Consider the following 23,964-nt stretch of genomic DNA (forward strand, 5'->3'; position numbering starts at 1 on the left):
GGCGCCGCACCGGCCGCGGCGCGCCCGGGCGCCGCCGCCGCGCTCGGAAGGTCATCGGCACGCCGTAGTTTGGTGGTGTGCTGAACGTCGAGCTGAACGGGCGGGCGCCGGACCTGGCGCGGCTGCACCGGATCGCCACCCTGAACTACGGGCACTTCACGTCGTTGCAGGTGCGCGACAACCGGGTCCGCGGCCTGGCCCTGCACGTCGCCCGGCTCGCCGACGGCGCCGAGGAGCTGTTCGGCCACCGCATCGGCGTCGCGGAGGAGCACCGGCTGCTCGGCCTGATCCGGCACGCCCTCGGCGACGCCCGGGATGCCTCCGTACGGGTGACATTCGTGCCGGGCCCCGACGAGCAGGGCCCGCCGGACGTCCTGGTGTCGGTCTCCGATCCGGTGCCGGACGAGCCCGGGCCGCCGCTGCGGGTGCAGTCCGTGATCTACGAACGCGAGCTGCCGGAGCACAAGCACCGGGCGACCATGGGCCTCGGCTACCACCTGCGCGAGGCGCGGCTGGCCGGCTTCGACGACGCGCTGTTCCTCGGCCGCGACGCCCTGGTCCGCGAGGGCACCACCTGGAACGTGGCGTTCTGGGACGGCAGCCAGGTGGTGTGGCCCGCCGCGCCGGTGCTCCGGGGCGTGACGATGGTGCTGTTGCAGATCGCGATGAGCATGAACGGCACGCCGTGGACGCTGCGGCCGATCGGCGCGGAGGAGCTGACCGGCTTCGCGGCCGCCGCGGCGGTGAACTCGCACTGCCCGGCCCGCCCGATCGCCAGCATCGACGAGCTGCCGCTCAAGGACGACGGCCTGCTGGCGGAGACCCTGCGGGAGGCCTGGTCGACCGTGCCCTGGGACGATCTCTAGTCGCCGAGCAACTCGATCAGGGTGCCGGCGTTGCGCTGGGCGTAGTCGGTGTAGCAGTTGTTCATGAAGACCTGGGTGGTTCGTGCCTGGCCGGCGAGCTCGCGCAGCCTCGGCACCCACTCGCGGAGTTCCTTCTTGGAGTAGTCGTAGCCGAACTTCTCGTGGATGTCCCGGCTCGTCCACTTTTCGCTGTGGCCGTGGAATCGGACGACGGCCAGGTCCGCGGTCGCCTCCACCACCGGCGGCACCGAGGAGCGGTGGCCCTGCGGCATGTCGACGCAGACCAGGGGAAGCTCGTGCCGGCGCAGGAAGTCCAGGGTCTCCGCGGCGTTGTCGCCGTCGAACCAGGACGCGTTGCGGAACTCGAAGACCGGTCGCAGCGGCTTGCACCGGGCGGCGACCTCGAGCAGGTAGTCCTTGTTGGAGCGGCGGATGCCCCACCACGGCGGGAACTGGAACAGCAGCGCGCCCAGCTTGCCCGCCTCGACCAGCGGGTCGAGGGCGCTCAGGAACCGGGTCCATACCTCCTCGTACGCCTGCGGCGGCAGGTCGCCCGGGTAGACGTTCTTCTTGTCGGTCTCCGGGCGCAGGTCCTTGTAGATCGCCGACACCTTCGTCGGATGGCCGGTCAGCATGCTGAAGGCCTTGATGTTGAAGGTGAAGCCGTCCGGCGTGCGCTCGGCCCACAGCCGGGTGGTCTGCTCGGCCGGCGGCCCGTAGTAGGTCGCGTCGACCTCTACGACCGGGAAGTGCCGCGCGTAGTACGCCAGGCGCTTCTCGGGGTTGTCCGCCGTCTGCGGGTACCACCCCGACTCGAGCAGGGTCTTGTCGGTCCACGACGCCGTGCCGACCTGGATCTCGCCCATGGGGTCAAGCTATCGCTGATACGACCGGTCCGCCGCCCGAGCAGGGGCGGCGGACCGGCGGTATCGAGCCTCAGCCCGCGCGCCTCTCGCGGTTGGCCTTGCAGGTCACGCACGTGGTGGCCGACGGGAACACGGTGAGCCGCTCCACCGGGATCGGCTTCGAGCACCCCTCGCAGTTGCCGTACGTGCCGTCCTCGAGGCGCTGCATGGCGTGCTCCGCCTGGGTACGCCGGTCGAGCAGAGTCCGGATGAGCGACGACGCCGCGTCGCGTTCCGCGGTCTTGGAACCGCTGTCGGCCTGGTCGTCGCCGGCGGCGTCGCCTATCTCGACGAGACGCAGCTTCTGGTTCTCGGCGACGGCCTCCTCGTACTCGGCCGTCAGGTCGTCGAACCGGGTCCGCAGAATCCCGCGGATCTGCTCGATCTCCTCGACCGAGCGCCCCTTGGCGGTGTCGGCACCTTTACCCGTGATGACCGCGCTGTTGACGAGCATGTGCTCCCCCTGCCCTCCCTGTGCCCCTGCCGGTGGGACGTCCCCCGCGCCGGTCCCCGGCTTACGCCGAGTGCCCGCAGATACCCACCGCCGAAGATCCCAAACGGGAACCCCGCAAAAAAGTAACCGCAGCATAACTGTCAGTGCTCGCTACCGCCACGGACTGCGCAAATACGCTTTCGCGTCGCAGGTCAACAGGGGTGTGAACCTGGATTCACTCACGATCAGAGGACCAGGGCGGGCCGCCGCGGGTCGTCGAGGCGGACCACGACGTCGGCGAGCGCCGCCGGATCGACCTCCGCCCGGTAGCGCTCGAACGCGGGCAGCGTCCAGCGCCGGTCGGGCCCGGTCCGGCGGGCCAGCGCGGCCGTCGACAGTTGCAGATGGACGGTGAGGTCGAACGGCAGCCCGCCGCCGAGCAGCAGCGGCCCGCTGACGATCACCACGGCGTCCGGCGGCAGGTCGCGGTAGGGCTCGCGGGCGGCGCGGTCGGTGCGGACATCCCAGAGCCGGGTGATGATCCGCCCGCTGCCGGCCGGGCCGGCCGGGTCGAGGACCTCACGGCGCAGGCCGGCCTCGTCCAGCCAACCGAAGTAGAACGAGTCCGGGTTGGTCCGGCCGAGCTCCAGCCGCACCGAGGCGGGGCGCAGGAAGTCTCCGGCAGAGATCCGTACGGCCGGGCGGCCCCGGAGCCGCAGCGGGCCGACCAGCCCGTCGGCGAGCGCGTCGGGATCGGCGGCGTCAGCGCCGTCGATCGCCACCCGCACCCGCCCGCCGATCCCGGCCAGCCGATCGGCCAGCTCGTCGACGAGGACTTCAAGGGAAACCGGACGCACACGCACCCGTAAGAGCCTATGAGCAGTTTTCAACCTGGCCTCGGGCCAGAGGTATCCGGGCCGCCGACCGCCGCCAGGAGCTGCAGCCCGGGCCACGTTGAAAAAGGCTCATTCGTGCGGCAACACCACGATCCGGGCCTCGTCGGCCAGGCGGTAGCCGACGCCGTAGACCGTCGTGATCAGCGAGACCTGCGCGCCCAGCTTGACCCGCAGCCGCCGCACGTGCACGTCGACCGTGCGCTCGCCGGTGTGCTCGTAGCCCCAGACCGCGTTGAGCAGCTGGGTGCGGCTGAACACCCGGCGCGGGTGATCGGCGAGGTAGAGCAGCAGATCGAACTCGAGCCGGGTGAGCGGCAACAGCTCACCGTCGACCAGTACCTGGCGCGATGCCGTCAGCAGGCGCACCTCGACCGTGTCGTCCGCCCACTCGCGCAGGGCAGGCTCGCCCGCGAGCCCGGGCACCGGCACCGCGGCCGGCGACTCGAGTGCGACCGAGCCCTGGCCGGCCTCGACCAGTTCGCGGACGGCGTCGATCAGCCGGTGCGCCTGCGGCGGCAGGGTCTCACCCGTCAACGGAATGTTGAGCGTGATGGTCAGCGCGTTCGGCGGGGGCGCAACGGTTGGCTCTAGGCGACGGATCGTGGCCACCCGGCCGGACCCCCTCGCATGTCGTCCCGTGCGTGCCGGCAGGGCGGTGACCGCCATGAATCCTCCTGCGTCAAAGAATGGAAACGCCGTGACATCCTAACGGATGCCATTTAATGCACGCTTAAACCGCGGTCGATGCTTCCGGCCATGTGGTCGCCGGGTCAAGACGGCATCCACATCGTGGGAAGGTCGTTCCATAACCATTGGATGCATCGTGTTTCTGCGCACTGTTAATGCGATTACTGTCACGGCGCTAACCACCGGCCCTCCCTTGTCGAGGCTTAAATAAACGGCTGTTTCCCGATCCGATCAGGACGGTGGGGGCGGCAGGCGCCAGCCCGGCAGCGACGGCCAGCGCACCGTGAGGACCACGGTCTCCACGTCTCCTGCCTGCCAGGAGTGGTCCTCGCCGGGTCCCCAGACGACGTAATCGCCCGGCTCGCGCAGCAGCACGGTTCGGTCGCGCAACTCGATGTCGAACGCTCCCTTGATCAACACAAGCAACGCCGTCCGGACCTCGTCGGTGGCCCAAGCCGCGCGACGCTCGCCGGGAACGTGCACGCCCCACTTCACCTCGACATCGTCGCTGTGCAGGAGCCCGCCCTTCGGCATAAAATGGCCGAGCAGCCAGCCCTGGTTCACCGCACCGTCAACAGCCGCACGGCCGGCGTAGACCCCGTCGGTCACCGCTCACCCCCGGAGAATGTGCGCCAGACATTAGCACCGTAGGCTGGCCTGCATGCACGAGGAATTGGCTGCGGAAACGATCGCGTTCCCGCACCGAGTGACGCCGTGACACTCGCGGGCGGCATGCGCGAGGCCGCCGCCGCGCTGCTGGCGACCGCCGACGGCGCGCGGGCCGCGGCACACTTCACCGACGACGCGGCGCGCCGCTGGATCGAGTACCGGCCCCGGCCGCGACCCGGCCTGAGCATCTCCGAGCTCGGCCGCACCGCCCGCAAGGCCGCGCACCGGCTGCTCGCCACCGCGCTGAGCCCGCCCGCGTACGCGCAGGCCATGACCGTGCTCGCCCTCGAGGAGGTGCTCGACCGGCAGGAGGGCTGGGCCCGCGGCCGGCACAGCGAGGACTACCACGTCATCGTCTTCGGCGCGCCGTCCGACGACGAGTGGGGCTGGCGCTTCGAGGGCCACCACCTGTCGGTGAGCATGACCGTGGCCGGCGACCGGGTCTCCCCCGCGCCGGTGTTCCTCGGCGCCAATCCCGCGCGGGTCGACACCGGCGGACGGGTCGTGCTGCGGCCGCTCGCGGCCGAGGAGGACCTCGCGCACGAGCTGCTCGCGAGCATGCCGGCCGCGTCGCGCGGCCGGGCCGTGATCGCCGACCAGGCGCCCTACGACATCCGCTCGGCCACGAACCCGGCCAGCGCCCCGCTGGCGCCGCAGGGCGTGCCGAGGGCCGACCTACGGCCCGGCGAGCGCGCCCTGCTCGACCAGCTGATCGCCGTGCACCTGGGCCGGCTCCCCGACGATCTGGCCGCCGCCCTCGACCCGGGGCCGGACGTGCACTTCGCCTGGGAGGGCCCGCCCGGGCCCGGCACCCGGCACTACTACCGGATCCAGGCCGACGACCTGCTCATCGAGTTCGACAACACGTCCGAGGACGGCAACCACGCGCACAGCGTGCTGCGCCGCCCGCGCGGCGAGTTCGGCGGCGACATCCTCGCCGCCCACCGCGCGGGCTTCCCACACGGGCCTTAGCCGCCCGAGGTGAGGCGACGGCCGACCGCCGCGATGAGGCGGTCCAGCTCGGAGCCGAACGGGTTGTCGTGCACCAGGTACGTCCAGGTCGCGCTCGGCCGGACGATGTCGGCGCGGTCCGGGCTGTAGCCGTCGGTGAGGTCGACCTCCTCGAAGGTCGCGATCGTGCGCGCCTCGATCTCGGTGAAGACCTTCTGGAACGCGGGCACCGCGGAGCGGTGGAACTCGTCCAGCGGGTCGAGCTTGCCCAGCGCCCGCAGGTGCACGCCCTCGCGCACCTCGGAGAGCTCGGCCAGGTGCTCGGCCCAGAGCCGGTCCAGGTGGTAGAGCGCGATCGACCGGGCGGCGTCGGAGAGCACGTCCTCGTCGGTCTCGCCGGCCTTCTCCGGCGAGCGCTCGATCAGCATGATCGCCGCGATCTCGGAGGTGAGCAGCCGCTCCCGGCGCTCGGCCAGGGCCAGCCGCTGCCCCTCGATCACCACGCTGTAGCGCCAGGTGTTGCGGTGGATCTCGTGGTTGACGCCCTCCGCGACGCGCTGCGCGTGCTCGACGGCGTAGTCGACCTGCTCGTCGTGCACCACGCCGTCCATGTCCATCCGCGGCGACGACGGCAGGATGTCGCCGGCGTGCCGGGTGATCAGGTCGTCCTCGAGGCTGACGAAGAAGACCGAGCCGCCGGGGTCGCCCTGGCGCCCGGCCCGGCCGCGCAGCTGGTCGTCGACCCGGCGGCTGTCGTGCCGGCCGCTGCCGATGACGAACAGGCCGCCGAGCTCGGCCACCTTCTCGGCGTCCTTGCCGTCGCTGCCGCCGAGGCGGATGTCGACGCCACGGCCGGCCATCTGGGTGGAGACGGTGACCGCGCCCAGGGCGCCGGCCTCCGCGATGATCGCGGCCTCCTCGTCGTCGTTCTTGGCGTTCAGCACGACGCTGGGCACCCCGGCGGCGGCGAGCTGCTTGGCGAGCAGCTCCGACGCCTTCACGTCGAGGGTGCCGATGAGCACCGGCCGGCCCTTGTCGTGGGCGATCTTGATCTCCTCGACCAGGGCCTCGTCGCGCATGTCGTGCGCGGAGTAGATCCGGTCGGGCTCGTCCTCACGGATGTTCGGGGTGTTCGACGGGATGACCGCGACCTCGAGCTTGAAGTACTCGCGCAGCTGCTCGCCGACGTGCACCGCGGTGGCGGTCATGCCGCACACGGTCGCGTAGAGCGCGATGTACGCCTGCACGGTGATCGTGTCGAGCACCTCGCCCTCGGCGGTCGCGTTCAGGCCCTCCTTGGCCTCGACGGCCGCCTGCAGCCCGTCGGGCCAGCGCCGCCGCTGCGCGACCCGGCCGCGCATCTCGTCGATCAGCTCGACCGTGCCGTCGCGCACGATGTAGTCGACGTCGCGGCGCAGCAGGGCGCGGGCGTGCAGCGCGACGTTCACCGCGGAGAGCTGCTCGACCTGGTCGTCCGCGTACAGGTCGATGCCCATCTTCGCCTCGAGGGCGTGCAGGCCGTCGTTGGTGAAGGCGACGCTGCGGCCGTCCTCGGCGACCTCGAAGTCCTTGCCCGGGCGCAGGTCGCGGACCAGCTCGGCGGCGTGGTGCACCGGGTCGCTCTCGGTGGCGATGCTGCCGGCCAGCACCATCGGTACCCGGGCCTCGTCGATCAGGATCGAGTCGGCCTCGTCGACGATGCAGGTGGCGAGCTTGCGCTGCACCCGGTCCTCGACGTCGGTGACGAGCTGGTCGCGCAGGTAGTCGAAGCCGGCCTCGCTGACGGAGACGTAGGTGACGTCGGCGGCGTACGCCTCGCGCCGCTCCTGCGGGGTCGAGGCCTCGGTGACCCAGCCGACCGTGAGCCCGAGCAGGGTGTAGACGGGCTCCATCCAGGTGGCGTCGCGACGGGCCAGATAGTCGTTGACGGTCAGCACGTGCACCGGCCCGTGGCCCATCCGGACGTGGCCGTACGCGGCGATCGTCGCGGTGAGCGTCTTGCCCTCACCGGTGGCCATCTCGGCGACCCGGCCGGCGAGCAGCGCCATCGCGCCGACCAGCTGCACGTCGTACGGCCGCTGCTCGAGGGCACGCCAGGCGGCCTCCCGGCCGACGGCGCAGATCTCGGTGTAATTGTCGGCGGCGCCGGCGGCCTCGGTCAGCGCGGCGTCGTCGAGCTCGCGCAACGCCTCCTCACGGGCTTCGATGCCCGGCAGCCGCTTCTCCAGCGGCGCAAGATCGACCGTGGTGCCCGGACGCTGCAGAAACTTACGGAACCGGTTTTTGAACCGCTGCGACACACCCATGGGCGGTTACGGTACTTCACTTACCTTGAAGCATGGTGCCGACTCCCGGTCGTTTCGCCCAGAGCGCGATCCTTGCGGCTCAGGAGACCAGAAGTTGGTGCGCCGCGAGCTCGCGGTAGAGCGGGCTGGTGTCCAGCAACTCCCGGTGCGTGCCGGTGGCGACGACGCGTCCGGCCTCGACGACCACGATCCGGTCGCTGTCGACGACGGTGCTCAGGCGGTGCGCGACGACGATCAGCGTGCGCTGGAACGACGCCGCCGCGATCGCCGCGCGCAGGGCCGCCTCGTTGCGGGCGTCGAGGTTGCTCGTCGGCTCGTCCAGCAGCAGGATCGGCGAGTCCGCCAGCAGGGTCCGGGCGATCGCCAGCCGCTGCCGTTCGCCGCCCGAGAGCAGCACGCCACCCTCACCCACCTGCACGTCCAGGCCCGCCGGCGTGCGGGTGGCGAGCGCGCCGAGGTTGACCTCGTCGAGCGCGGCCAGCAGCCGCGCGGAGTCCGTGCCGGGCGCGGCGAGCAGTAGGTTGTCCCGCAGCGTGCCGGCCAGCACCGGCGCCTCCTGCTCCACGTAGCCGAGCATGCGGCGCAGCGCGTCGCGGGGCAGGTCCCGCACGTCGGCGCCGCCGACCCGGATCACGCCCGAGCCGACCTCGTAGAAGCGCTCGATCAGCGCCAGCACCGTCGACTTGCCGGCGCCGGACGGACCGACCAGCGCGACGCGGCTGCCGGCCGGCACGCTGAACGACACGTCCCGCAGCACCTCCTGGCCGCCGGGATACCCGAAGGTCACGTTCTCGAAGACGACAGCGGACTCCGAGATCACCGCGGTCGCCTGGGCCGGGCGGTCCGCCGCCGTCTCCGACGGCAGGTCGAGCACCTCCTCGATGCGCTGCAGCGCGCCCAGGCCGGTCTGCAGCTGCGCGTACGCGTTCAGCGCCTGGCCCAGCGGCATGACCAGGAAGAACAGGAACAGGATGAACGCGACCAGGTCGCCGACGCTGATCGAGCCGGCCGCCACCCGGGCCCCACCGACGCCGAGCACCAGCAGGAAGGCGCCCTGGGTGGCCGCCGAGGCGGCGGGGCCGATGAGCGCGCGCAGGCGGGCCACCCGCATGCCCGCCTCGTACGCCTGCTCGGCGCTGAGCCCCACCGTCTCGGCCTCGCGCTCCTCGGCGCCGCCGGCCCGGATGGTCCGGGCGGCCGAGATGGAACGCTCGACCGCCGAGGTCATCTCGCCGAGCCGGGCCTGCGCCTGCTCGGAGAGGCCGCGCACGCGCCGGGAGACGGTGATGGCGACGGTCAGGCCGACGCCGAGGCCGGCCACGGTGACCCCGAGCAGCAGCGGGTCGAGCACGGCCATGGCGATCGTCGCGCCGATGACCATCACGGCGCCCGTCACGACCTCGAACAGCCCGGAGGTGACGACGGCGCGCAACAGCGTGGTGTCGGCGCCGACCCGCGACAGCAGGTCACCGGTGCGGCGGGTGTCGTACTCGCTGATCGGCAGGCGCAGCAGGTGCCGGGCCAGGCGCCGGCGGGTGGCGAGTACCAGCCCCTCCGCCGTGCGCTGCAGCAGATAGTCGCGCACGCCGCCGAGCGCCGCGCCGGTCAGCAGGAGGACGACCAGCAGCGCGACCGGGCCGCCGATCGGGCTGCCCGCCGTGATGCCGTCGAGGACCGTGCGGACCAGGACCGGCTGCGCCAGCGCCGCGACCGCGGCCACCAGGGACAGGCCGCCGACCACGACCAGGGTGCCGCGATGCTCGCGCAGATACGGCAGCAGAGCCGGCAAACCCACCCTCCGCGCGGCCATGCGGTGAGCCTAGCCGCGCCACGCACGCCGGTACCCGTGTCGCTCGCCACCCTCCGGCACGTTTGGCCTGGCCGTTCGGTGGGCACACGAACCGGCGTCGAGCCGTGAAGGGACGCTGATGACGAGCCAGCTGGTCTGCCGGCCGGAGCAGGATCTTCCAGTGGGGATCCTGCGCGCCAGCGGCGTACTGGACCTGGTGACCGGCGACGCGCTGGAGAACGCGGTCGGGCGCTGCCTGTCCGCTCAGCCGGAGGCGCTGCTGATCGACGTCTCCGGGCTGGAGGTCTCCGAACCGGGCGCGCTGGCCGTGCTCACCTCCGTCGTGTGCCGCACGGCCGAGTGGCCCGCCGTGCCCATCGTGCTCTGCGGCGCGGGCCCGGAGACCACCGAGACCATCGCGGCGTGGCCCGGCTGCGCCTCGGTCACCACCGCGGCGAGCTGCGAGGAGGCGCTGGCCGACGCGGGTGCCGAGCCCGAGCCGCACCGCATCAGGGTCCGGCTGCGGCCGGTGCCGGACGCCTGCCGCCAGGTACGCCAGCTGATCGACCAGGCCTGCACCGCGTGGCACAGCGACGCCTCCGACACCGCCTCGCTGGTCGCCACCGAGCTCGTCGCCAACGTGGTCCGGCACGCGCACACGGCGATGGAGTTCACCGTCGGACTGCGCGACGGCCGGCTCTGCGTGACGGTGCGCGACGGCAGCCGGGAGCTGCCCCGGCCCCGGAACCCCGACACCACCGACGTCGGCGGGCGCGGGCTGCGGCTGGTCCGCGAGCTGACCGACGCGTGGGGCGTCCTGCCGGTGCCCGACGGCAAGGTGGTGTGGACCCACCTGACGGCCGGCCCCGACGCGTGCGGCGTACCGGCCTGATCAGCGGCCCGGCAGCCCGCTGGGTCCCTCCTCGCCGGTCGCGTCGGTCGCGTCGGGCCGCGGGCTCTCGGCCTGCGGCGCGGGACGGGACGGCAGACCCGAGGGTGCCGCGCCGGGGTCCTCCGGCGGCGGCTGCAGGCCCCGGTTGAGCTGGCCCAGCTGCGGCGGCTCGAGCGGCGGGCGGGCGGGCCGCCGGGCCGGGTCCGCGGCCGGGTCGGGCCGGCCGGGCAGGCCCGACGGCGGGTGGTGATGGGTGGCGCCCGGCACGTGGGCGACGCCCGGGCCGTGCCCGGGATGCTGCGGATCCGCCTGCCCGGGCCGGCCGTACCCGCCGGGCTGCGCGAACTGGCTCGTCTCGCCGGAAGCGATCCCGCCCGGGTAGGGCTGCCGTTCCGGCTGAGCGGGGCCGGCCGGCTGAGCGGGATAGCCGGGCTGGACCGGCTGAGCGGCCTGAGCCGGTGGCGCGGGATAGGCGGACTGGGCCGGCGCGGGCCGCTCCTGGTCGCCGGGCTCGGGTGTATCGGTCACCGACGGCGGCTGCGCCGGGTCGGCCGGGCGGTTGAGCTGGCCCATCTGCGGTGGCTCGAGCGGCGGGCGCGAGGACGGGCGGGGCCGGTCGGCCGGGGCCGCGGCGAACGCGCGGTCCGGGGCGCCGCCCGCGGCCTGCGGCGGCTGGGCGGGTCCGGGTTCGTCCGCCGGGCCGGGCCGGGCGGCCGGCTGCGGCCGCCGGGTGAACTGATCCTCGACGGTCCTGCCCTCGCCCGCGGGCCGGGCGGCGGCCTGGGCCGGCTCGGCCGCCGGCGCAGGCGGCGGGGCGGGCTGCGGGGCGGGCTGCGGGGCCGGCTCGGCGGCCGCCACCGGCGGGGTGACGTCGATGTCCGGCGGCCGGGGCGCGCTGTCTTCCGGGGCGGGCGGCTGGGTGACCGGGGTGCCGTTGCGGCCGGCGGGCTCGGCGCCGGCCGGCCGGTACTCCGGCGGACGGGCCGACGGCGTGAACCGCGGCGCGTCGAGGGGGCGGTTCTGCTGCGCGAACAGCGGCGGGCCGAGCAGCAGCGGATCCACGTCGGCGACCGGGCGCGGCTGGCCGGGACCGAGCGGCTCCGGCCGGGGCCCGGCGGGCGGGCCCGTCCGGGCATCGGCCGGCCCGGCCGGCCCGGGCGGCCCGGGACGCTCCGGCAAGGGCGATGCCGCCGGTACGGACGGAAGCGGAGCACTCGATGGCCGCGCCGGCGGGGGCGGTCCGTACGCCTGCTGCCCGGGCTGCGGCCCGGGCTGCGGTGTGGGCTGCGAACCGGGCTGCGGTGTGGCTCCGGGAACCGGGCCGAAGGACTCGGGGCCGGGCGGGGTCAGACCCGACGGCGGGCCGCCGGGGTCGAGCGGCCAGACGGACGGCTGACCGGCCGGTTGCCGCGGTTCCGAGTACGGCGGCGGCCGGAGCCCGAGCTGGTCCTCGTGCCGCGCCGGCTCGGGCGCGTACCGCGGCGGGCGGGACTCGGCCTGTGGCGGCTCGGGCGCGTACCGCGGCGGGCGGGACTCGGCCTGTGGCGGCTCGGGCGCGTACCGCGGTGGACGGGACTCGGCCGCGGGCTCGGGCGGCTCGGGCGCGTACCGCGGTGGGCGGGGCCGGGGTTCGGCCACCGACTCGGCCGCGAGCGAGCTCAGGGTTTCGCGGGGTGTCTCGAAGGGCGGCGGGGTCACGGGCAGTGAGCTCGCCGGGTAGCTCGGCCCGGGCGGCGGCCCGGCGGGCAGGCTCTCGGGGAGCGAGTATGCGGGCGGCCCATAGCCGAGTGGGGAGCCCCGGCCCTGGCGCGCCGCCTGGATCAGGCCCGACGTCTCCGCCAGGCCCGCCGCCTCGAGGACCTCCGCGGCGGCACGCCCGGCCCGGCAGGGAAGCGGCTCGTCGCACTCGGGACAGATGTCGATGCCGTCGTGCGGTCCCTGGCCTCCGGCGTGGGCCTGCACCATCTCCCAGGCCGTCCGCGCCAGAACGCTGTCCGGATTGATGTATTTGGTGCCGCTCAGTTCCATGCCGTCCCACCCCCGTAGATCGCCCGCGACAGGCGTTCAGCACAAGTTCACCGTGTCGCACACCGCCCCGTGAGCGTTTCGCCCAATCGGTAGACGGACGGCGGACCGCGCGGCCGTCCCATGGGTCGGATTTCCGCGATAAAGGGCGTACCGGGCGAATGGCCGACGCGACCGCTGCTAAACCGAGCCGAGCTGGCGCCGACATCGCCACGTTCAGGGGCTAAATGATCACGCTATGTGTTCGATGCATCGCTCTCCGTACGATCGAGGCATGCAAGTCTCCCCACCCCAGGAGATGTCCCCATGGACGACACCGAGCTCTACCGCGAGCGAATCCTCCGGCACGCCGGTCCCGTGATCACGGGCCGGTTCCTCGGCTACCGCGCCTCGTACACCCGCGAGGTCAAGATCGATCAACCGCTGCTGGTCGCCGTACTCGTGACGGCGTCCGTCGCCCAGGCCATCGGCGCGCTGCTGCTCGCCGTGCTGCGCAGCGGCGGCGCCGGCACCCGGCGCCGGTTCAAGGACCTGAAGAAGGGCCCGGAATACCTGGTCACGCCGGTACGGCTGCGCGACGACCTGGGCCAGATCTACGAAGTGGAGCTGCACGGGCAGCTGCCGCAGTCGGCGCTGCACCGCGGCGACCTCGTGCAGGTGCGCACCCGGCCGCAGAAGGACCCGGACCTGCCGGTGAAGCTGCACCAGATCCTCAACCTGACCACGCTGCAGCCCCTGACCCCGCGGATACCGACGATGTGGTCGCATCTCGGCCCGGGGCTGCTGATCCAGGCCGGACTCGGCCTCACGGTCATCACCGCGATGGCGGCCGCCTGGATCAGCTGACTCCCGGCCCGTTCAGACCTGCGGCACCGGCTCCGCCTCGGCGACCGTGAGCAGGCCGCGCGACCGCGCCCAGCGTTCGAAGACGAGCGTGGCGAACGGCGGCACCGAGCAGGCCAGCGCGAGCAGCGTCACCCACCACCGCCAGCGGGCGACCCGCGCCAGCACGACGGTGACCGCCAGGTAGGCGGTGAACAGCGCGCCGTGCACCGGGCCGGCGAGCTGCACGCCGATCTCGTTGCCCACCGGCCCGTACTTGAAGAACATGCCGATCAGCAGCGCGGCCCAGCTGCAGGCCTCCGCGATTGCGATGACGGCGAAAAGGGCAGGTACGCGACGCACGCAAGAACCTCCGGGGCAATCGACGCGCGGAGTGGTGCGCCGGCGTTCGGACCACGCGATCATAGATGCAGGCAGAGGGGCGGTGCGCGGTGGGCGAAGAGGTCGACCAGAGGACATTCACCCGCGAGGATCGATCCAGGTACCGGCAGAAGATCAGGCGAAGCCTCGACGTGTTCGCCGGGATGCTGCGCGAGGCACGCTTCGAGTTCGAACGCCCGCTGACCGGGATGGAGATCGAGCTCAACCTGGTGGACGACGACGCCGACCCGGCGATGCGCAACGCCGAGGTGCTCCGGGCGATCGCCGACCCCGACTTCCAGACCGAGCTGGGCCAGTTCAACATCGAGATCAACGTCGCGCCGCGCCGGCTGGCCGGCGACGAGAACGCCGACCTGGAACGCGAGCTGCGGGCCAGCCTCAACAACGCCGAGGAGCACGCGCGCGGCGTCGGCGCGCACATGGTGATGATCGGCATCCTGCCGACCCTGCGCCGCGAGCACCTGACCGCGGACGCGCTGTCGGCGAACCCCCGCTACGCGCTGCTCAACGAGCAGATCTTCGCGGCCCGCGGCGAGGACCTCGACATCCGCATCGACGGCATCGACCGCCTCGCGGTCACCACCGACACGATCGCGCCCGAGGCGGCCTGCACCAGCACCCAGTTCCACCTGCAGGTCAGCCCCGAGCAGTTCGCGGCGTACTGGAACGCGGCGCAGATCGTGGCCGGCGTACAGGTCGCGCTGGGTGCCAACTCGCCGTTGCTCTTCGGGCGAGAGCTGTGGCGCGAGACCCGGATTCCCCTGTTCGAGCAGGCCACCGACACCCGCTCGGAGGAGATCCGCGCGCAGGGTGTCCGCCCCCGGGTGTGGTTCGGCGAGCGCTGGATCACCTCGGTCTTCGACCTGTTCGAGGAGAACGTCCGCTACTTCCCGGCGCTGCTGCCGATCTGCGACTCCGACGACCCCGAACAGATCCTGGAGAGCGGCGACACGCCGCAGCTCAGCGAGCTGCGCCTGCACAACGGCACCGTCTACCGCTGGAACCGGCCGATCTACGCCGTCGTCAAGGGCCGGCCGCACCTGCGGGTCGAGAACCGGGTGCTGCCGGCCGGCCCGACCGTCGTCGACACGGTCGCGAACGGCGCCTTCTACTACGGCCTGGTCCGGATGCTCGCCGAGGCGGAGCGTCCGCTCTGGACCCAGATGTCGTTCAGCGCCGCCGAGGAGAACTTCCACTCCGGCGCCCGGCACGGCATCGCGGCGTCGGTGTTCTGGCCGGGCCTGGGCTACGTGCCCGTGTCCGAGCTGGTCCTGCGCCGGCTGCTGCCGCTGGCGTACGAGGGCCTCGACCGGTGGGGCGTCTCACCCGGCGAGCGGGACCGGCTGCTGGGCATCATCGAGCAGCGCTGCCTGACCGGCCGCAACGGCGCCACCTGGCAGGTGGAGACGCTGCACTCGCTGGAGCGCTCGGGCCTGGACCGGCAGGCGGCGCTGCACGGCATGCTGCGCCAGTACCTTCCGCCCATGCACGAGAACGTCCCGGTACACGAATGGCCGGTCGCCTGACGCGGCGCGGACAGCCGGTTTAATGATCGCCATGCCTCTACTGGTCTCCCCTGTCGTCGCCGCCGGTGACCTGGCCCGGCTCGATCACCCCGTGCTGACGGGCGCGGGCCTCACGCTACGGCCGTGGCGGGCGACGGACGCCGCCGTCGTCGCGGCGGCCTACGACGAGCCGGGCATCCGGCAGTGGCACTCACGGTCGTTGACCCTCGACGAGGCCGGCGCGTGGATCGGCGAATGGCCGCAGCGGTGGCGGCGGGAGACCGGTGCGGGCTGGGCGATCGCCGGCGACGAGGTGCTCGGCCAGATCAGCCTGCGCGCCGTCAAGCTCGGCGAGGGGGTCGCCGAGATCTCGTACTGGGTGCTGCCGAAGGCCCGGGGCCGAGGGATCGCCCCGGCGGCCCTGACCGTCCTCACCGGCTGGGCCTTCGAGGTCCTCGGCCTGCACCGCCTCGAGGTGCACCATTCGACGCGCAACTCCGCGTCGTGCCGGGTCGCCGAGCGGGCCGGCTATCCGTACGAGGCGACCATGCGCAGCAAGGTCCTGCACGCGGACGGGTGGCACGACATGCACCTGCACGCGCGCATCGCCGGGGACCCGGCGGCCTGAGGGTTTACCGGGCGCCCCGCGGCGTGGTGGTCGGTCGGGCGGCCGCCCTGGCGACCAGGCGGTGGGCCATCGCCGGGTTGCCGGCCCAGTGCAGGTGCAGGTAGGAGGCGTGCAGCGCCGGCGTGGCGAAGCCCTCCGGGTCCGCGGCGCGCCAGGCCCAGGCCGCTCCCCCGGCCGGTTCCAGGAGCAGGCCCGACCGGGGGTGGACCGTCGTGCGGTGGAACTCGTGGCCGGTGATCCGCGAACCCGCCGGGAGCAGCGGGCTGTCCGAGAGCGCCACCGCGTCGCGGTAGCCCAGCGTCAGCGTCGGGGTCATCGCCGCCTCCGCGTCCAGCACCCCGCACATCGGCGCGCCGTCCAGCGTCCGGCAGAGCCACAGCAGGCCCGCGCACTCGGCGACGATCGGCATGCCCGCCGCCGCCAGCGACGCCACCGCCAGGCGCAGCGGCTCGTTGGCCGACAGCTCCGCGGCGTACACCTCCGGGAAGCCGCCGCCGACGACCAGGGCGGCGGTGTTCTCCGGCAGGGCCTCGTCGCGGAGCGGGTCCACCGTGACGACCTCGGCTCCGGCGCCGGCCAGAAGTTCGGCCGTCTCGGCGTACGCGAAGGTGAAGGCCGGTCCGCCGGCGAGCGCGACCACCGGGCGGCCGGGTGCCGGGCTCTCCGCGGCCGGTGACCAGGGTGTCGCCGCCAGGGGCGGCGCCGAGCGTGCGAGGGCGAGCACCGCGTCGAGGTCCACCGACGACGCCACCAGCGACGCGAGCGCGGCCACCGAGGCCACGGCCTGGTCGCGGCGCTCGGCGACCGGGATCAGGCCGAGGTGGCGGGCCGGCGCCGCGACCGCGTCGGCCCGGCGCAGCGCGCCCAGCACGGGCGTGCCGACCTCCTCGCAGGCCTCGCGCAGCAGCGCCTCGTGCCGGTCCGAGCCGACCCGGTTGAGGATGACCCCGGACAGGCGGACGGTGCCGAAACTCCGGAAGCCGTGCACCAGCGCGGCCACCGACCGGCCCTGCGCGGACGCGTCGACGACCAGCAGGACCGGCGCGTCGAGCAGGGCCGCGACGTGCGCGGTCGAGCCGGTGTCGCCCCCGCCCGTTCGGCCGTCGTAGAGGCCCATCACGCCCTCGACCACCGCGAGGTCGGTGCCCGCGCTGCCGTGCGCGAACAGCGGCCCGATCAGGTCCTCGCCGACCATGACCGGGTCGAGGTTGCGGCCCGCGCGGCCCGCCGCGATGCCGTGGTAGCCGGGGTCGATGTAGTCCGGGCCGACCTTGAACGGGGCGACCCGCATCCCCCGGGCGGCGAACGCGGCCAGCAGGCCCGTCGCGACGGTGGTCTTGCCGTGCCCGGAGGCGGGTGCCGCGATGACGACACGGGGAACGTCTACCACTCGATGCCCTGCTGTCCCACCACGTCGACAGGGTATCCAAGGCCGCCGGCTCAGCGGCCCTCGGGCAGGGCCTTCGGGGTGTCCGGCAGCGGCTGCGGCGCCAGCCTGTCCAGCTCGGTGAGTACGTCGGTCACCGCCAGCGCCGAGCGCTCCACCAGCGGCCGCAGCCGGCGGTAGAGCTCGGCGGCGTGCGGATCCGGGCGGGTCGGTTCGCCGATGGCGACCATCGCGGCGGCGGCGCTCAGGTCCGGCAGCTCGCCCAGGGCGTGCCGCGCGAGCAGGCAGGCGCCGAGCGCGGTCCCCTCCGGGGTGTCCGCAACGGACACCGGCAGGTCCAGGGCCGCGGCCAGCACGGACACCCACAGCTCGGACGCGACCGCGCCGCCGGTGGCCCGCACCTCGGTCATCGCGATGCCCTCGTCCGCGAACGAGTCGCGGACCAGCGCCAGCTGCTGGCAGACCCCCTCGAGCGCGGCCCGTACCAGGTGCGGCCGGCCGTGCTCGCGGCGCAGCCCGAGGTACGCGCCGCGCATGCCGCCGCGCCACCACGGCGCCCGCTCGCCCAGCAGGTAGGGCAGGCAGAGCAGGCCGTCGCTGCCGGGGCCGACCGAGGCGGCCTCGACCAGCAGCGCGGCGTCGCGTACGTCGGCGTCCTCGCCCTCGGCGGCCGGGCGGTCGAAGCCGCCGGCGAAGGTCTGCCCGGCCCAGCGCACCACCGAGCCGGCGTTGTTGATCGCGCCGCCGACGACCCAGTGTTCGTCGGTGAGCGCGTAGCAGAACAGCCGGCCCGACCGGTCCGCGGTCGGCCGGTCCACGATGGTACGCAGCGCGCCGCTGGTGCCGAGCGAGACGGCCGCGACCCCGGGCGGGGTGGCGCCGACGCCGAGGTTGGCCAGCGGCCCGTCGGCGGCCCCGATGATCAGCGGGGTGTCCGCGGGCAGCCCCGCCGCGGCCGCGACCTCGGCCTTCAGCCGCAGCCGCCGCGTGGTCGGCACGACCTCGGCGAGCTGGTGCGCTCGCACGCCGGCCAGCTCCAGCGCCTCGTGGTCCCAGCGGCGCCGGTGGATGTCGTACATGCCGGTGCCGGAGGCGACCGAGAGGTCGAGCAGGAAGCCCGCGTCGGTGAGGCCACTCAGGACGATCTCCTTGACGCCGCCCCAGCGCGGCGTGCCGCGAACCTTCGCGGGGTCGGTCTCGCGCCACCAGGCGAGCTTGGTCAGCGGGGACATCGGGTGCACCGGCGTGCCGGTGCGGGCCTGCAGCGACCGCGCCCGGCCGGTGCCGACGATCCGCTCGCTCTGCGCGGCGGCCCGGTTGTCGGCCCAGGTGATCAACGGGCCGAGCGGCGCGCCGGCGCCGTCCATCGGCACGAGGCCGTGCAGGAACGCGCTGAGGCCGACGGCGACGACCCGGTCGTCCCGCCCGTGCACCTGCCGGGCGACGGTGACCAGGGCCTCGATCGCCGCGTCGCGCAGCTGGAACGGGTCGAGCTCGGCCTGGCCCGGTCCGGGCACGGCGAGGGGGTAGTGCACGCTCGCCATCGCACGCACCTGCCCGGCCGGCCCGGCGGCGACGGCCTTGGTCGCGGTGGTCCCGGTGTCGATGCCGATGACGACGTCCATGCACCCTCCTCGGTCGCCGACTGTCATGCCCGTTCCGGGGCCGGGTCATGCCAGGTGCGCGACCACCGGCTCCGCGGTCCCCGGGCGGTGCACCTCGACCTGGGTGGCGGTGGCCGGCAGCAGCGCCGCGTCCCCGGTGACGGGCAGCCATCCCGCGGCCCGCGTCCGGTATCGCAGGCGGGCGCCCTCGGACGCGACGACGACCCCCCGGTCGCCGGGCAGCCGGACCCGCACGGGCAGCGGCGCGCCCGGGTCGGCGAAGCCCTTGAGCAGCGGGGCGGGCGTGCCCAGCGACAGGTAGACCCGGCTGCGGCCGTCGGTGGCGGTCAGGGTCTGCACCACGAACCGGCGGCGGTCGACGGTCGCGCCCCGGATGAACCAGGTGGCGGGGGGTGGCTGGAGCCGGTAGCCGTACCGGTCGTTGAACTCGTCCTGGCCGGCCAGGTCCCACCGGGCGGCCTCCTGCTCCGCGGCCGCGTCCCGCGGCCAGGCCCGCTCCCGGCCGGGCAGGGGGCGCGTCAGCCGGGAGCCGGCGTTCGGCGGTGTCTGCCCGGACATCAGGGCCGACTGGTTGGCGAGGCCGACCGTCCGGTCGCCGCGGGTGTCGGCCCGGTCGGCGCGCAGGGCGATCTGGATCGACCCGCGCTGGGTGGCCGTCGCCGCGAACGCCACGCCGTCGTGTGCCCGGAAGTCCAGCGGGGTGAAGGTGCGGGTGATGGTGCCGTCGGGGTCGTAGCCGAAGCGGGGCGAGTACCGGACGCCGCGGCCGTCGTCGAGGACCATCAGCACGTCGTGCCGCGGTGCCAGCAGCACGGCCGGGGCGTTCACGGCGCCGGTGAGCATCTCCTCGAGCGAGATGGCGCGCAGGCCCGCGGTGGTCTGCTCGAGGAAGCCGATCAGGCCGTAGCTGATCTGGCCGGCCGGGGAGGCGACGCGCTGCGGCACGCGCTGGGCGATCACGGCCGCCCGGCCGGCGTGCGGTGCGCGGCCGGCCCAGATCACGTGCGGCTCGCCCCGCACCCGGATGCCACCGAGGTGGCCGGCCCAGACCGCGCGGGCCTGCGCCAGGAAGGCCGCGTCGCCGCGCAGGTCGCCGCGGGTATCGCCGTCCAGCAGCGGCGAGGCGACCTGGGTGTCGCCGTCGTCGCCGCCGCCGCGCAGCAGGACCCCGGCGGCGGATCCGGCCGCGACCGTGGCGAGTCCCGCGCCGAGCAGCGCGCGGCGGCGCACGACCCGGCGGCGGCCGCCCGCGCGCACCCGGTCGAGCAGGTCGGGCGGCGTGCTCAGGTCGCCGGTGGCGCGGGTCAGCGCGGTACGGATGTCGGTGTCGGTCATCGCGGTCCCCGTTCGGTGGTTGTGGTGGCGGCGACGGGTGCGAGCGCGGCGCGCAGGCGCTCCAGGCCCCGCGAGGCGTTGCTCTTCACGCTGCCCTCGGAGCAGTCGAGCGCCCGGGCGACGTCCGCGATCGGCAGGTCGTCGAGGTAGCGCAGGACCACCGCCGCCCGTTGCCGCGGCGGCAGGGCGCGCAGCGCCTCGACCACGGCGTCGCGGATCACCACGTGCTCGCTGTGGTCCGGCTCGGCGACGTCGTGCCGGCCGAGCGGCGCCTCGGGGCGCCGGCCCCGCGAACGCCACCGGTTGGTGGCGCGGTTGACCAGCGCCCGGCGGGCGTACGCCTCCGGCGCGCCCTGTATGCGGCGCCACCTGACGTACATCTGCTCGAGCACCTCCTGCACCAGGTCCTCGGCGGTGTGCCGGTCCCCGGTGAGCAGGTACGCGACCCGCAGCAGCCCCGTGCTGCGGCCCCGCACGAAGTCGTCGAACCCGTCCCGCATAGTCAGCCTCTCCCCGTCCTTCACCCTGTCCTGACACCGGCGGGCGGGCAAAGGTTGCCGGGCTAAACACGCCTTAACTGCTCCGCGTAGGCGGCGCGCAGGTCCTCCCAGCCGTGCGCGGCGGCGTCGCGGCCCCGGATGACGCCGACCGGGTCGCCGGCGAGCAGGCGGGCGAGGACGGCGGCGCACAGGTGCCAGCCGGCCGCGTACATCGGGGCCTCGTCGCGCGGGGCGAAGCGGTGCCGCAGGGTGAGCCGGGTGCCCTCGGCGGTGCCGGCGAGCTCCCAGCGCAGCAGGTCGTCGCCCCAGGTGTACTCGAGCAGCGCCGGCGGCTCGGCGCGCAGCACGGTCGCCGGAAGTGGGGTGCGGTCGGGGCCGTCCACCATGGTCAGGGTGGTGTCGCCGGTCGCCGAGAGGTCGCGGGCGGCGGAGAACGGCGCCCACTGGTCGAGGCGCGCGGGGTCGGTCAGGGCGGCCCACACCTCGGCCGGCGGGTGCCGCAGGTCGCGCACGAAGATCAGGGTCCACAGGTCGCCGTCGGCGACGACACGCGCATCGCCGGGTGGGCCGCTGTCGATCGGTGTGCTCACGATTCCTCCAGGTGGCGCTCGAGCGCGTCCAGGTGCCGGGTCCACAGCCGCCGGTACGGCGCCAGCCAGGCGTCCAGCGCCCGGAACTGTGCCGGCTCGAGCGTGTAGATGCGCTGCTGCGCGGCGGTGCGGCTGGAGACGAAGCCGGCGTCGCGCAGCACCTTGAGGTGCTTGGAGACCGCGGGCTGGCTCATCGCGAGCCGCTCGACGAGCTGACCGACGCTGCTGTCAGCGAGCCGGAGCTGGTCGAGGATGCGGCGGCGGGTCGGCTCGGCGAGCACCGAGATGGCGTCCACGGTCACGGGCATCGCCCGACTATGCCACCACGGTTATATAACCGTCAAGGCATACACGCTGCCCGAAAACGCCGCGCGGCCGCCCTCCTTGAGGGAGGACGGCCGCGCGGAAGGTAACTGTCAGCGCTCGGTGATCGGGACGAACTCGCGCGCCGCCTCACCCGTGTAGAGCTGGCGCGGACGGCCGATCTTGGTGGTCGGGTCGGCCATCATCTCGCCCCACTGCGCGATCCAGCCGGGCAGCCGGCCGAGCGCGAAGAGCACCGTGAACATCTTCGTCGGGAAGCCCATGGCCTTGTAGATCAGGCCGGTGTAGAAGTCGACGTTCGGGTACAGCTTGCGGGAGACGAAGTAGTCGTCCGCGAGCGCGATCTCCTCGAGCTGCAGCGCGAGCTCCAGCAGCGGGTCCGGCTTGTCCATCGTGGAGATGACGTCCTGCACGGCCTTCTTCACGATGGCGGCGCGCGGGTCGTAGTTCTTGTAGACCCGGTGGCCGAAGCCCATCAGCTTGACGCCCTTCTCCTTCGCCTTGACGCGGCGCACGAAGGAGTTCACGTCCCCGCCGTCGGCGCGGATGCCCTCGAGCATCTCCAGCACCGCCGAGTTGGCGCCGCCGTGCAGCGGGCCGGAGAGGGCGTTGATGCCCGCGGAGACCGAGGCGAAGAGGTTGGCCTGGGCCGAGCCGACCAGGCGCACGGTCGACGTGGAGCAGTTCTGCTCGTGGTCGGCGTGCAGCACGAAGAGCATGTCGAGGACCTTGGCCAGCGTCGGGTCCACCTCGTAGTTCACGGTGGGCAGCCCGAACGTCATGCGCAGGAAGTTCTCGACGTAGTCCAGCGAGTTGTCGGGGTACGGCAGCGGGTGGCCGATCGACTTCTTGTACGCGTACGCCGCGATGGTCGGAAGCTTCGCCATCAGGCGAATCCCGGAGATCTCGACCTGCTCGGGGTCCGTCGGGTCGAGCGCGTCCTGGTAGAACGTCGACAGCGCGGTGACCGCCGAGGAGAGCACGGCCATCGGGTGCGCGTCGCGCGGGAAGCCGGAGAAGAAGGCGCGCATCTCCTCCTGCAGCAGCGTGTGCACCCGGATCTTGTCGCCGAACTCCGCCAGCTGGGCCGGCGTGGGCAGCGCGTCGTGGATCAGCAGGTAGGAGACCTCGAGGAACGAGGCCCGGCCCGCGAGCTGCTCGATCGGGAAGCCCCGATAGCGCAGAATGCCGGCGTCGCCGTCGATGTAGGTGATCGCCGACGAGCACGAGGCCGTGTTGACGAAGCCCTGATCCAGGGTGACGTACCCGGTGTCCTTCAGCAGTGCGCTGATGTCGACGCCACCCGGACCCTCGACCGCCGGGCGCACCGGCATGGACAACTGGCCACCGGGGTGGTCGAGCTTGACATCCGTCATTTGTATTTCCCTCACCTCACCGGCAGATGTCCCGACTTACCTGCCGTTCACCGTAAACCCTCAAGCGGGGCGGGTCATCCGACGGTCGACCGCTGAGGGATTGATCACGACCGCCATCCCCCCACACCATAGATAATGGTCTGTGGAACCTCGTCGTCGCGGTGCGGAGGTGGCGAACCGATGCGGAATCCGGGCCTGACTCCTGTCGTCGTGGGCGTGAACGGAACCCCCGCCGGACTGGCCGCCGCGCGGTTGGGCGCCCGGGAGGCGGTGGTCCGTGGACTACCGCTGCGGGTCGTGCACGTCTTCACCGGGCAGAGGACCCGCTCATTCGATGATGCACCCGATTGGCCGGGTGCACGTCGCGAGTCCGGCGAGTTGGTCGCCGAGGCGGTCGCGACCGCCTCGCGGGCGGTGCCGGGGGTGCACGTGGAGGGTCTGATCCTGGACGGGCCACCGGTGCGGGAGTTGCTGCGCCAGAGCCGGACCGCCGCGCTGCTGGTGATCGGCGGCGACGACTGCGCGGGCACCCCGCGCCTGCCCACCGACTCGGTGCTGGTACAGACCGTGTCCCGATCCCGGTGCCCCGTCCTGGTGGCCCGGGGCATCCGCCCGCCGGCCGGCCCGGTGCTGACGGCGACCGACGGCTCGGCGAGCGCCCTGCTCGCGCTGCGGACGGCCGCGGCCGAGGGCCGGCGGCGCGGGGTCCCCGTCGAGGTCATCCACGTCGTGGAGACGGCCGGCGGCGAGGCCGCCGGCCGGCGACTGCTGGCGGACGCCGTCGCCGCCGTTCCGGAGCTGCGGACGGCCGGGACCCGGCTCATGATCGGAGAGCCCGCCGGAAACCTGGTACGCGCGGCCCGCCGGGGCCGCATGATGATCGTGGGGCCACGCGGCGCCGGCGGCGGCACGTTGCTCGGCGGAGTGGGCTTGCAGTTACTGCGCCGATGTGCATGTCCAACCGTGTTTGTGCACGGAAACCCTGCCGGTGACACCCCGGCGGCGGGTACGGTGCCAACGGCGGGGGCGCTGATCAGCTGACATATGCCAG

Annotated in this window: 23 protein-coding genes; 7 read left to right on the top strand and 16 right to left on the bottom strand. The window is 73.6% G+C overall.

What is annotated here, in order from left to right; all coding sequences use genetic code 11:
• Nucleotides 1-77: 77 nt before the first annotated feature.
• Nucleotides 78-866 carry an aminotransferase class IV gene (locus ACIBSW_RS08670; RefSeq protein WP_354725236.1) on the top strand — a complete coding sequence of 263 codons (789 nt, stop codon included), beginning with the start codon at nucleotides 78-80 and terminating at the stop codon, nucleotides 864-866.
• Here ACIBSW_RS08670 and ACIBSW_RS08675 read toward each other — a convergent pair.
• From ACIBSW_RS08675 to ACIBSW_RS08695, 5 genes are all read right to left on the bottom strand, one after another.
• A complete protein-coding gene (locus ACIBSW_RS08675; protein ID WP_354725234.1) occupies nucleotides 863-1,732 on the bottom strand; it encodes a DUF72 domain-containing protein in 870 nt (289 codons plus the stop codon). The genes ACIBSW_RS08670 and ACIBSW_RS08675 overlap by 4 nt on opposite strands.
• A 70-nt stretch (nucleotides 1,733-1,802) precedes the next feature.
• Nucleotides 1,803-2,225: a TraR/DksA C4-type zinc finger protein gene (locus ACIBSW_RS08680; RefSeq protein WP_354725232.1), complete on the bottom strand. Its 423-nt coding sequence runs from the start codon at nucleotides 2,223-2,225 to the stop codon at nucleotides 1,803-1,805.
• Nucleotides 2,226-2,449: 224 nt separating this feature from the next.
• Complete coding sequence (locus ACIBSW_RS08685) at nucleotides 2,450-3,067, bottom strand: uridine kinase (RefSeq protein WP_354725230.1); 618 nt, start codon at nucleotides 3,065-3,067, stop codon at nucleotides 2,450-2,452.
• A gap of 102 nt (nucleotides 3,068-3,169) precedes the next feature.
• Nucleotides 3,170-3,766, bottom strand: a complete 597-nt coding sequence (locus ACIBSW_RS08690; protein ID WP_354725228.1) for a winged helix-turn-helix domain-containing protein — start codon at nucleotides 3,764-3,766, stop codon at nucleotides 3,170-3,172.
• Nucleotides 3,767-4,018: 252 nt separating this feature from the next.
• A complete protein-coding gene (locus ACIBSW_RS08695) occupies nucleotides 4,019-4,396 on the bottom strand; it encodes a signal peptidase I (protein WP_354725226.1) in 378 nt (125 codons plus the stop codon).
• A gap of 123 nt (nucleotides 4,397-4,519) precedes the next feature.
• Between ACIBSW_RS08695 and ACIBSW_RS08700 the strand changes: the two genes are divergently transcribed.
• Nucleotides 4,520-5,428 carry a DUF3500 domain-containing protein gene (locus tag ACIBSW_RS08700; protein WP_354725285.1) on the top strand — a complete coding sequence of 303 codons (909 nt, stop codon included), beginning with the start codon at nucleotides 4,520-4,522 and terminating at the stop codon, nucleotides 5,426-5,428.
• On the opposite strand, the gene secA2 is transcribed toward ACIBSW_RS08700, so the two are convergent.
• Complete coding sequence (gene secA2, locus ACIBSW_RS08705; RefSeq protein WP_354725224.1) at nucleotides 5,425-7,713, bottom strand: accessory Sec system translocase SecA2; 2,289 nt, start codon at nucleotides 7,711-7,713, stop codon at nucleotides 5,425-5,427. The two genes, ACIBSW_RS08700 and secA2, sit on opposite strands and share 4 nt — an antisense overlap.
• Before the next feature lie 79 nt (nucleotides 7,714-7,792).
• Nucleotides 7,793-9,523 carry an ABC transporter ATP-binding protein gene (locus tag ACIBSW_RS08710; RefSeq protein WP_354725222.1) on the bottom strand — a complete coding sequence of 577 codons (1,731 nt, stop codon included), beginning with the start codon at nucleotides 9,521-9,523 and terminating at the stop codon, nucleotides 7,793-7,795.
• Nucleotides 9,524-9,641: 118 nt separating this feature from the next.
• On the opposite strand from ACIBSW_RS08710, the gene ACIBSW_RS08715 reads away from it, so the two are divergent.
• The gene (locus ACIBSW_RS08715) at nucleotides 9,642-10,394 is read left to right on the top strand and encodes an ATP-binding protein (RefSeq protein ID WP_354725220.1); all 753 of its coding nucleotides are present in this window, start codon (nucleotides 9,642-9,644) and stop codon (nucleotides 10,392-10,394) included.
• On the opposite strand, the gene ACIBSW_RS08720 is transcribed toward ACIBSW_RS08715, so the two are convergent.
• On the bottom strand, nucleotides 10,395-12,422 hold the full coding sequence (locus ACIBSW_RS08720) for a hypothetical protein (RefSeq protein WP_354725218.1): 2,028 nt from the start codon (nucleotides 12,420-12,422) through the stop codon (nucleotides 10,395-10,397).
• Nucleotides 12,423-12,725: 303 nt separating this feature from the next.
• Here ACIBSW_RS08720 and ACIBSW_RS08725 point away from each other — a divergent pair, with 303 nt between their 5' ends.
• Complete coding sequence (locus ACIBSW_RS08725) at nucleotides 12,726-13,265, top strand: hypothetical protein (protein ID WP_354725216.1); 540 nt, start codon at nucleotides 12,726-12,728, stop codon at nucleotides 13,263-13,265.
• Between the two features lie 12 nt (nucleotides 13,266-13,277).
• Here ACIBSW_RS08725 and ACIBSW_RS08730 read toward each other — a convergent pair whose 3' ends face one another.
• Entirely contained in the window at nucleotides 13,278-13,604 is a 327-nt protein-coding gene (locus ACIBSW_RS08730; RefSeq protein WP_354725214.1) for a DUF3817 domain-containing protein, read from the bottom strand.
• An 89-nt stretch (nucleotides 13,605-13,693) separates the two neighbouring features.
• Between ACIBSW_RS08730 and ACIBSW_RS08735 the strand changes: the two genes are divergently transcribed.
• Both ACIBSW_RS08735 and ACIBSW_RS08740 read left to right on the top strand, forming a co-directional pair.
• Nucleotides 13,694-15,169 (top strand): glutamate--cysteine ligase, encoded by a 1,476-nt coding sequence (locus ACIBSW_RS08735; RefSeq protein WP_354725212.1) that lies wholly within the window; start codon nucleotides 13,694-13,696, stop codon nucleotides 15,167-15,169.
• 31 nt (nucleotides 15,170-15,200) lie between these two features.
• The gene (locus tag ACIBSW_RS08740; RefSeq protein ID WP_354725210.1) at nucleotides 15,201-15,776 is read left to right on the top strand and encodes a GNAT family N-acetyltransferase; all 576 of its coding nucleotides are present in this window, start codon (nucleotides 15,201-15,203) and stop codon (nucleotides 15,774-15,776) included.
• A gap of 4 nt (nucleotides 15,777-15,780) precedes the next feature.
• Here the strand turns inward: ACIBSW_RS08740 and ACIBSW_RS08745 are convergent, their stop codons facing one another.
• The 7 genes from ACIBSW_RS08745 to ACIBSW_RS08775 all read right to left on the bottom strand — a co-directional run bounded on the left by ACIBSW_RS08745 (nucleotide 15,781) and on the right by ACIBSW_RS08775 (nucleotide 22,913).
• Nucleotides 15,781-17,166, bottom strand: coding sequence for a cobyrinate a,c-diamide synthase (locus tag ACIBSW_RS08745; protein ID WP_354725208.1), 1,386 nt, complete (start codon nucleotides 17,164-17,166; stop codon nucleotides 15,781-15,783).
• 50 nt (nucleotides 17,167-17,216) lie between these two features.
• Nucleotides 17,217-18,788 (bottom strand): gluconokinase, encoded by a 1,572-nt coding sequence (locus ACIBSW_RS08750; protein ID WP_354725206.1) that lies wholly within the window; start codon nucleotides 18,786-18,788, stop codon nucleotides 17,217-17,219.
• Nucleotides 18,789-18,833: 45 nt separating this feature from the next.
• On the bottom strand, nucleotides 18,834-20,123 hold the full coding sequence (locus ACIBSW_RS08755) for a hypothetical protein (RefSeq protein ID WP_354725204.1): 1,290 nt from the start codon (nucleotides 20,121-20,123) through the stop codon (nucleotides 18,834-18,836).
• Nucleotides 20,120-20,623, bottom strand: coding sequence for a SigE family RNA polymerase sigma factor (locus ACIBSW_RS08760; RefSeq protein WP_354725202.1), 504 nt, complete (start codon nucleotides 20,621-20,623; stop codon nucleotides 20,120-20,122). Before ACIBSW_RS08760 ends, ACIBSW_RS08755 begins: the two co-directional genes overlap by 4 nt.
• 62 nt (nucleotides 20,624-20,685) lie before the next feature.
• Complete coding sequence (locus ACIBSW_RS08765; protein ID WP_354725200.1) at nucleotides 20,686-21,213, bottom strand: SRPBCC family protein; 528 nt, start codon at nucleotides 21,211-21,213, stop codon at nucleotides 20,686-20,688.
• Entirely contained in the window at nucleotides 21,210-21,521 is a 312-nt protein-coding gene (locus ACIBSW_RS08770) for a metalloregulator ArsR/SmtB family transcription factor (RefSeq protein WP_354725198.1), read from the bottom strand. Before ACIBSW_RS08770 ends, ACIBSW_RS08765 begins: the two co-directional genes overlap by 4 nt.
• Nucleotides 21,522-21,629: 108 nt before the next feature.
• Entirely contained in the window at nucleotides 21,630-22,913 is a 1,284-nt protein-coding gene (locus tag ACIBSW_RS08775) for a citrate synthase (RefSeq protein ID WP_354725196.1), read from the bottom strand.
• A 180-nt stretch (nucleotides 22,914-23,093) separates the two neighbouring features.
• Here ACIBSW_RS08775 and ACIBSW_RS08780 point away from each other — a divergent pair, with 180 nt between their 5' ends.
• Entirely contained in the window at nucleotides 23,094-23,954 is an 861-nt protein-coding gene (locus ACIBSW_RS08780; protein ID WP_404799279.1) for a universal stress protein, read from the top strand.
• Nucleotides 23,955-23,964 lie beyond the last annotated feature (10 nt).

Origin of the sequence: Actinoplanes sp. NPDC049668, from assembly GCF_044465445.1 — a bacterium.
Lineage (GTDB): Bacteria > Actinomycetota > Actinomycetes > Mycobacteriales > Micromonosporaceae > Actinoplanes.

Bases quoted from the DNA above. Each gene is read 5' to 3' on its own strand.
- ACIBSW_RS08675 (WP_354725234.1), bottom strand. From the start codon at position 1,732: ATGGGCGAGATCCAGGTCGGCACGGCGTCGTGGACCGACAAGACCCTG.
- ACIBSW_RS08680 (WP_354725232.1), bottom strand. From the start codon at position 2,225: ATGCTCGTCAACAGCGCGGTCATCACGGGTAAAGGTGCCGACACCGCC.
- ACIBSW_RS08690 (WP_354725228.1), bottom strand. From the start codon at position 3,766: ATGGCGGTCACCGCCCTGCCGGCACGCACGGGACGACATGCGAGGGGG.
- ACIBSW_RS08700 (WP_354725285.1), top strand. From the start codon at position 4,520: ATGCGCGAGGCCGCCGCCGCGCTGCTGGCGACCGCCGACGGCGCGCGG.
- secA2 (WP_354725224.1), bottom strand. From the start codon at position 7,713: ATGGGTGTGTCGCAGCGGTTCAAAAACCGGTTCCGTAAGTTTCTGCAG.
- ACIBSW_RS08710 (WP_354725222.1), bottom strand. From the start codon at position 9,523: ATGGCCGCGCGGAGGGTGGGTTTGCCGGCTCTGCTGCCGTATCTGCGC.
- ACIBSW_RS08715 (WP_354725220.1), top strand. From the start codon at position 9,642: ATGACGAGCCAGCTGGTCTGCCGGCCGGAGCAGGATCTTCCAGTGGGG.
- ACIBSW_RS08720 (WP_354725218.1), bottom strand. From the start codon at position 12,422: ATGGAACTGAGCGGCACCAAATACATCAATCCGGACAGCGTTCTGGCG.
- ACIBSW_RS08725 (WP_354725216.1), top strand. From the start codon at position 12,726: ATGGACGACACCGAGCTCTACCGCGAGCGAATCCTCCGGCACGCCGGT.
- ACIBSW_RS08740 (WP_354725210.1), top strand. From the start codon at position 15,201: ATGCCTCTACTGGTCTCCCCTGTCGTCGCCGCCGGTGACCTGGCCCGG.
- ACIBSW_RS08750 (WP_354725206.1), bottom strand. From the start codon at position 18,788: ATGGACGTCGTCATCGGCATCGACACCGGGACCACCGCGACCAAGGCC.
- ACIBSW_RS08755 (WP_354725204.1), bottom strand. From the start codon at position 20,123: ATGACCGACACCGACATCCGTACCGCGCTGACCCGCGCCACCGGCGAC.
- ACIBSW_RS08760 (WP_354725202.1), bottom strand. From the start codon at position 20,623: ATGCGGGACGGGTTCGACGACTTCGTGCGGGGCCGCAGCACGGGGCTG.
- ACIBSW_RS08770 (WP_354725198.1), bottom strand. From the start codon at position 21,521: ATGCCCGTGACCGTGGACGCCATCTCGGTGCTCGCCGAGCCGACCCGC.
- ACIBSW_RS08775 (WP_354725196.1), bottom strand. From the start codon at position 22,913: ATGACGGATGTCAAGCTCGACCACCCCGGTGGCCAGTTGTCCATGCCG.
- ACIBSW_RS08780 (WP_404799279.1), top strand. From the start codon at position 23,094: ATGCGGAATCCGGGCCTGACTCCTGTCGTCGTGGGCGTGAACGGAACC.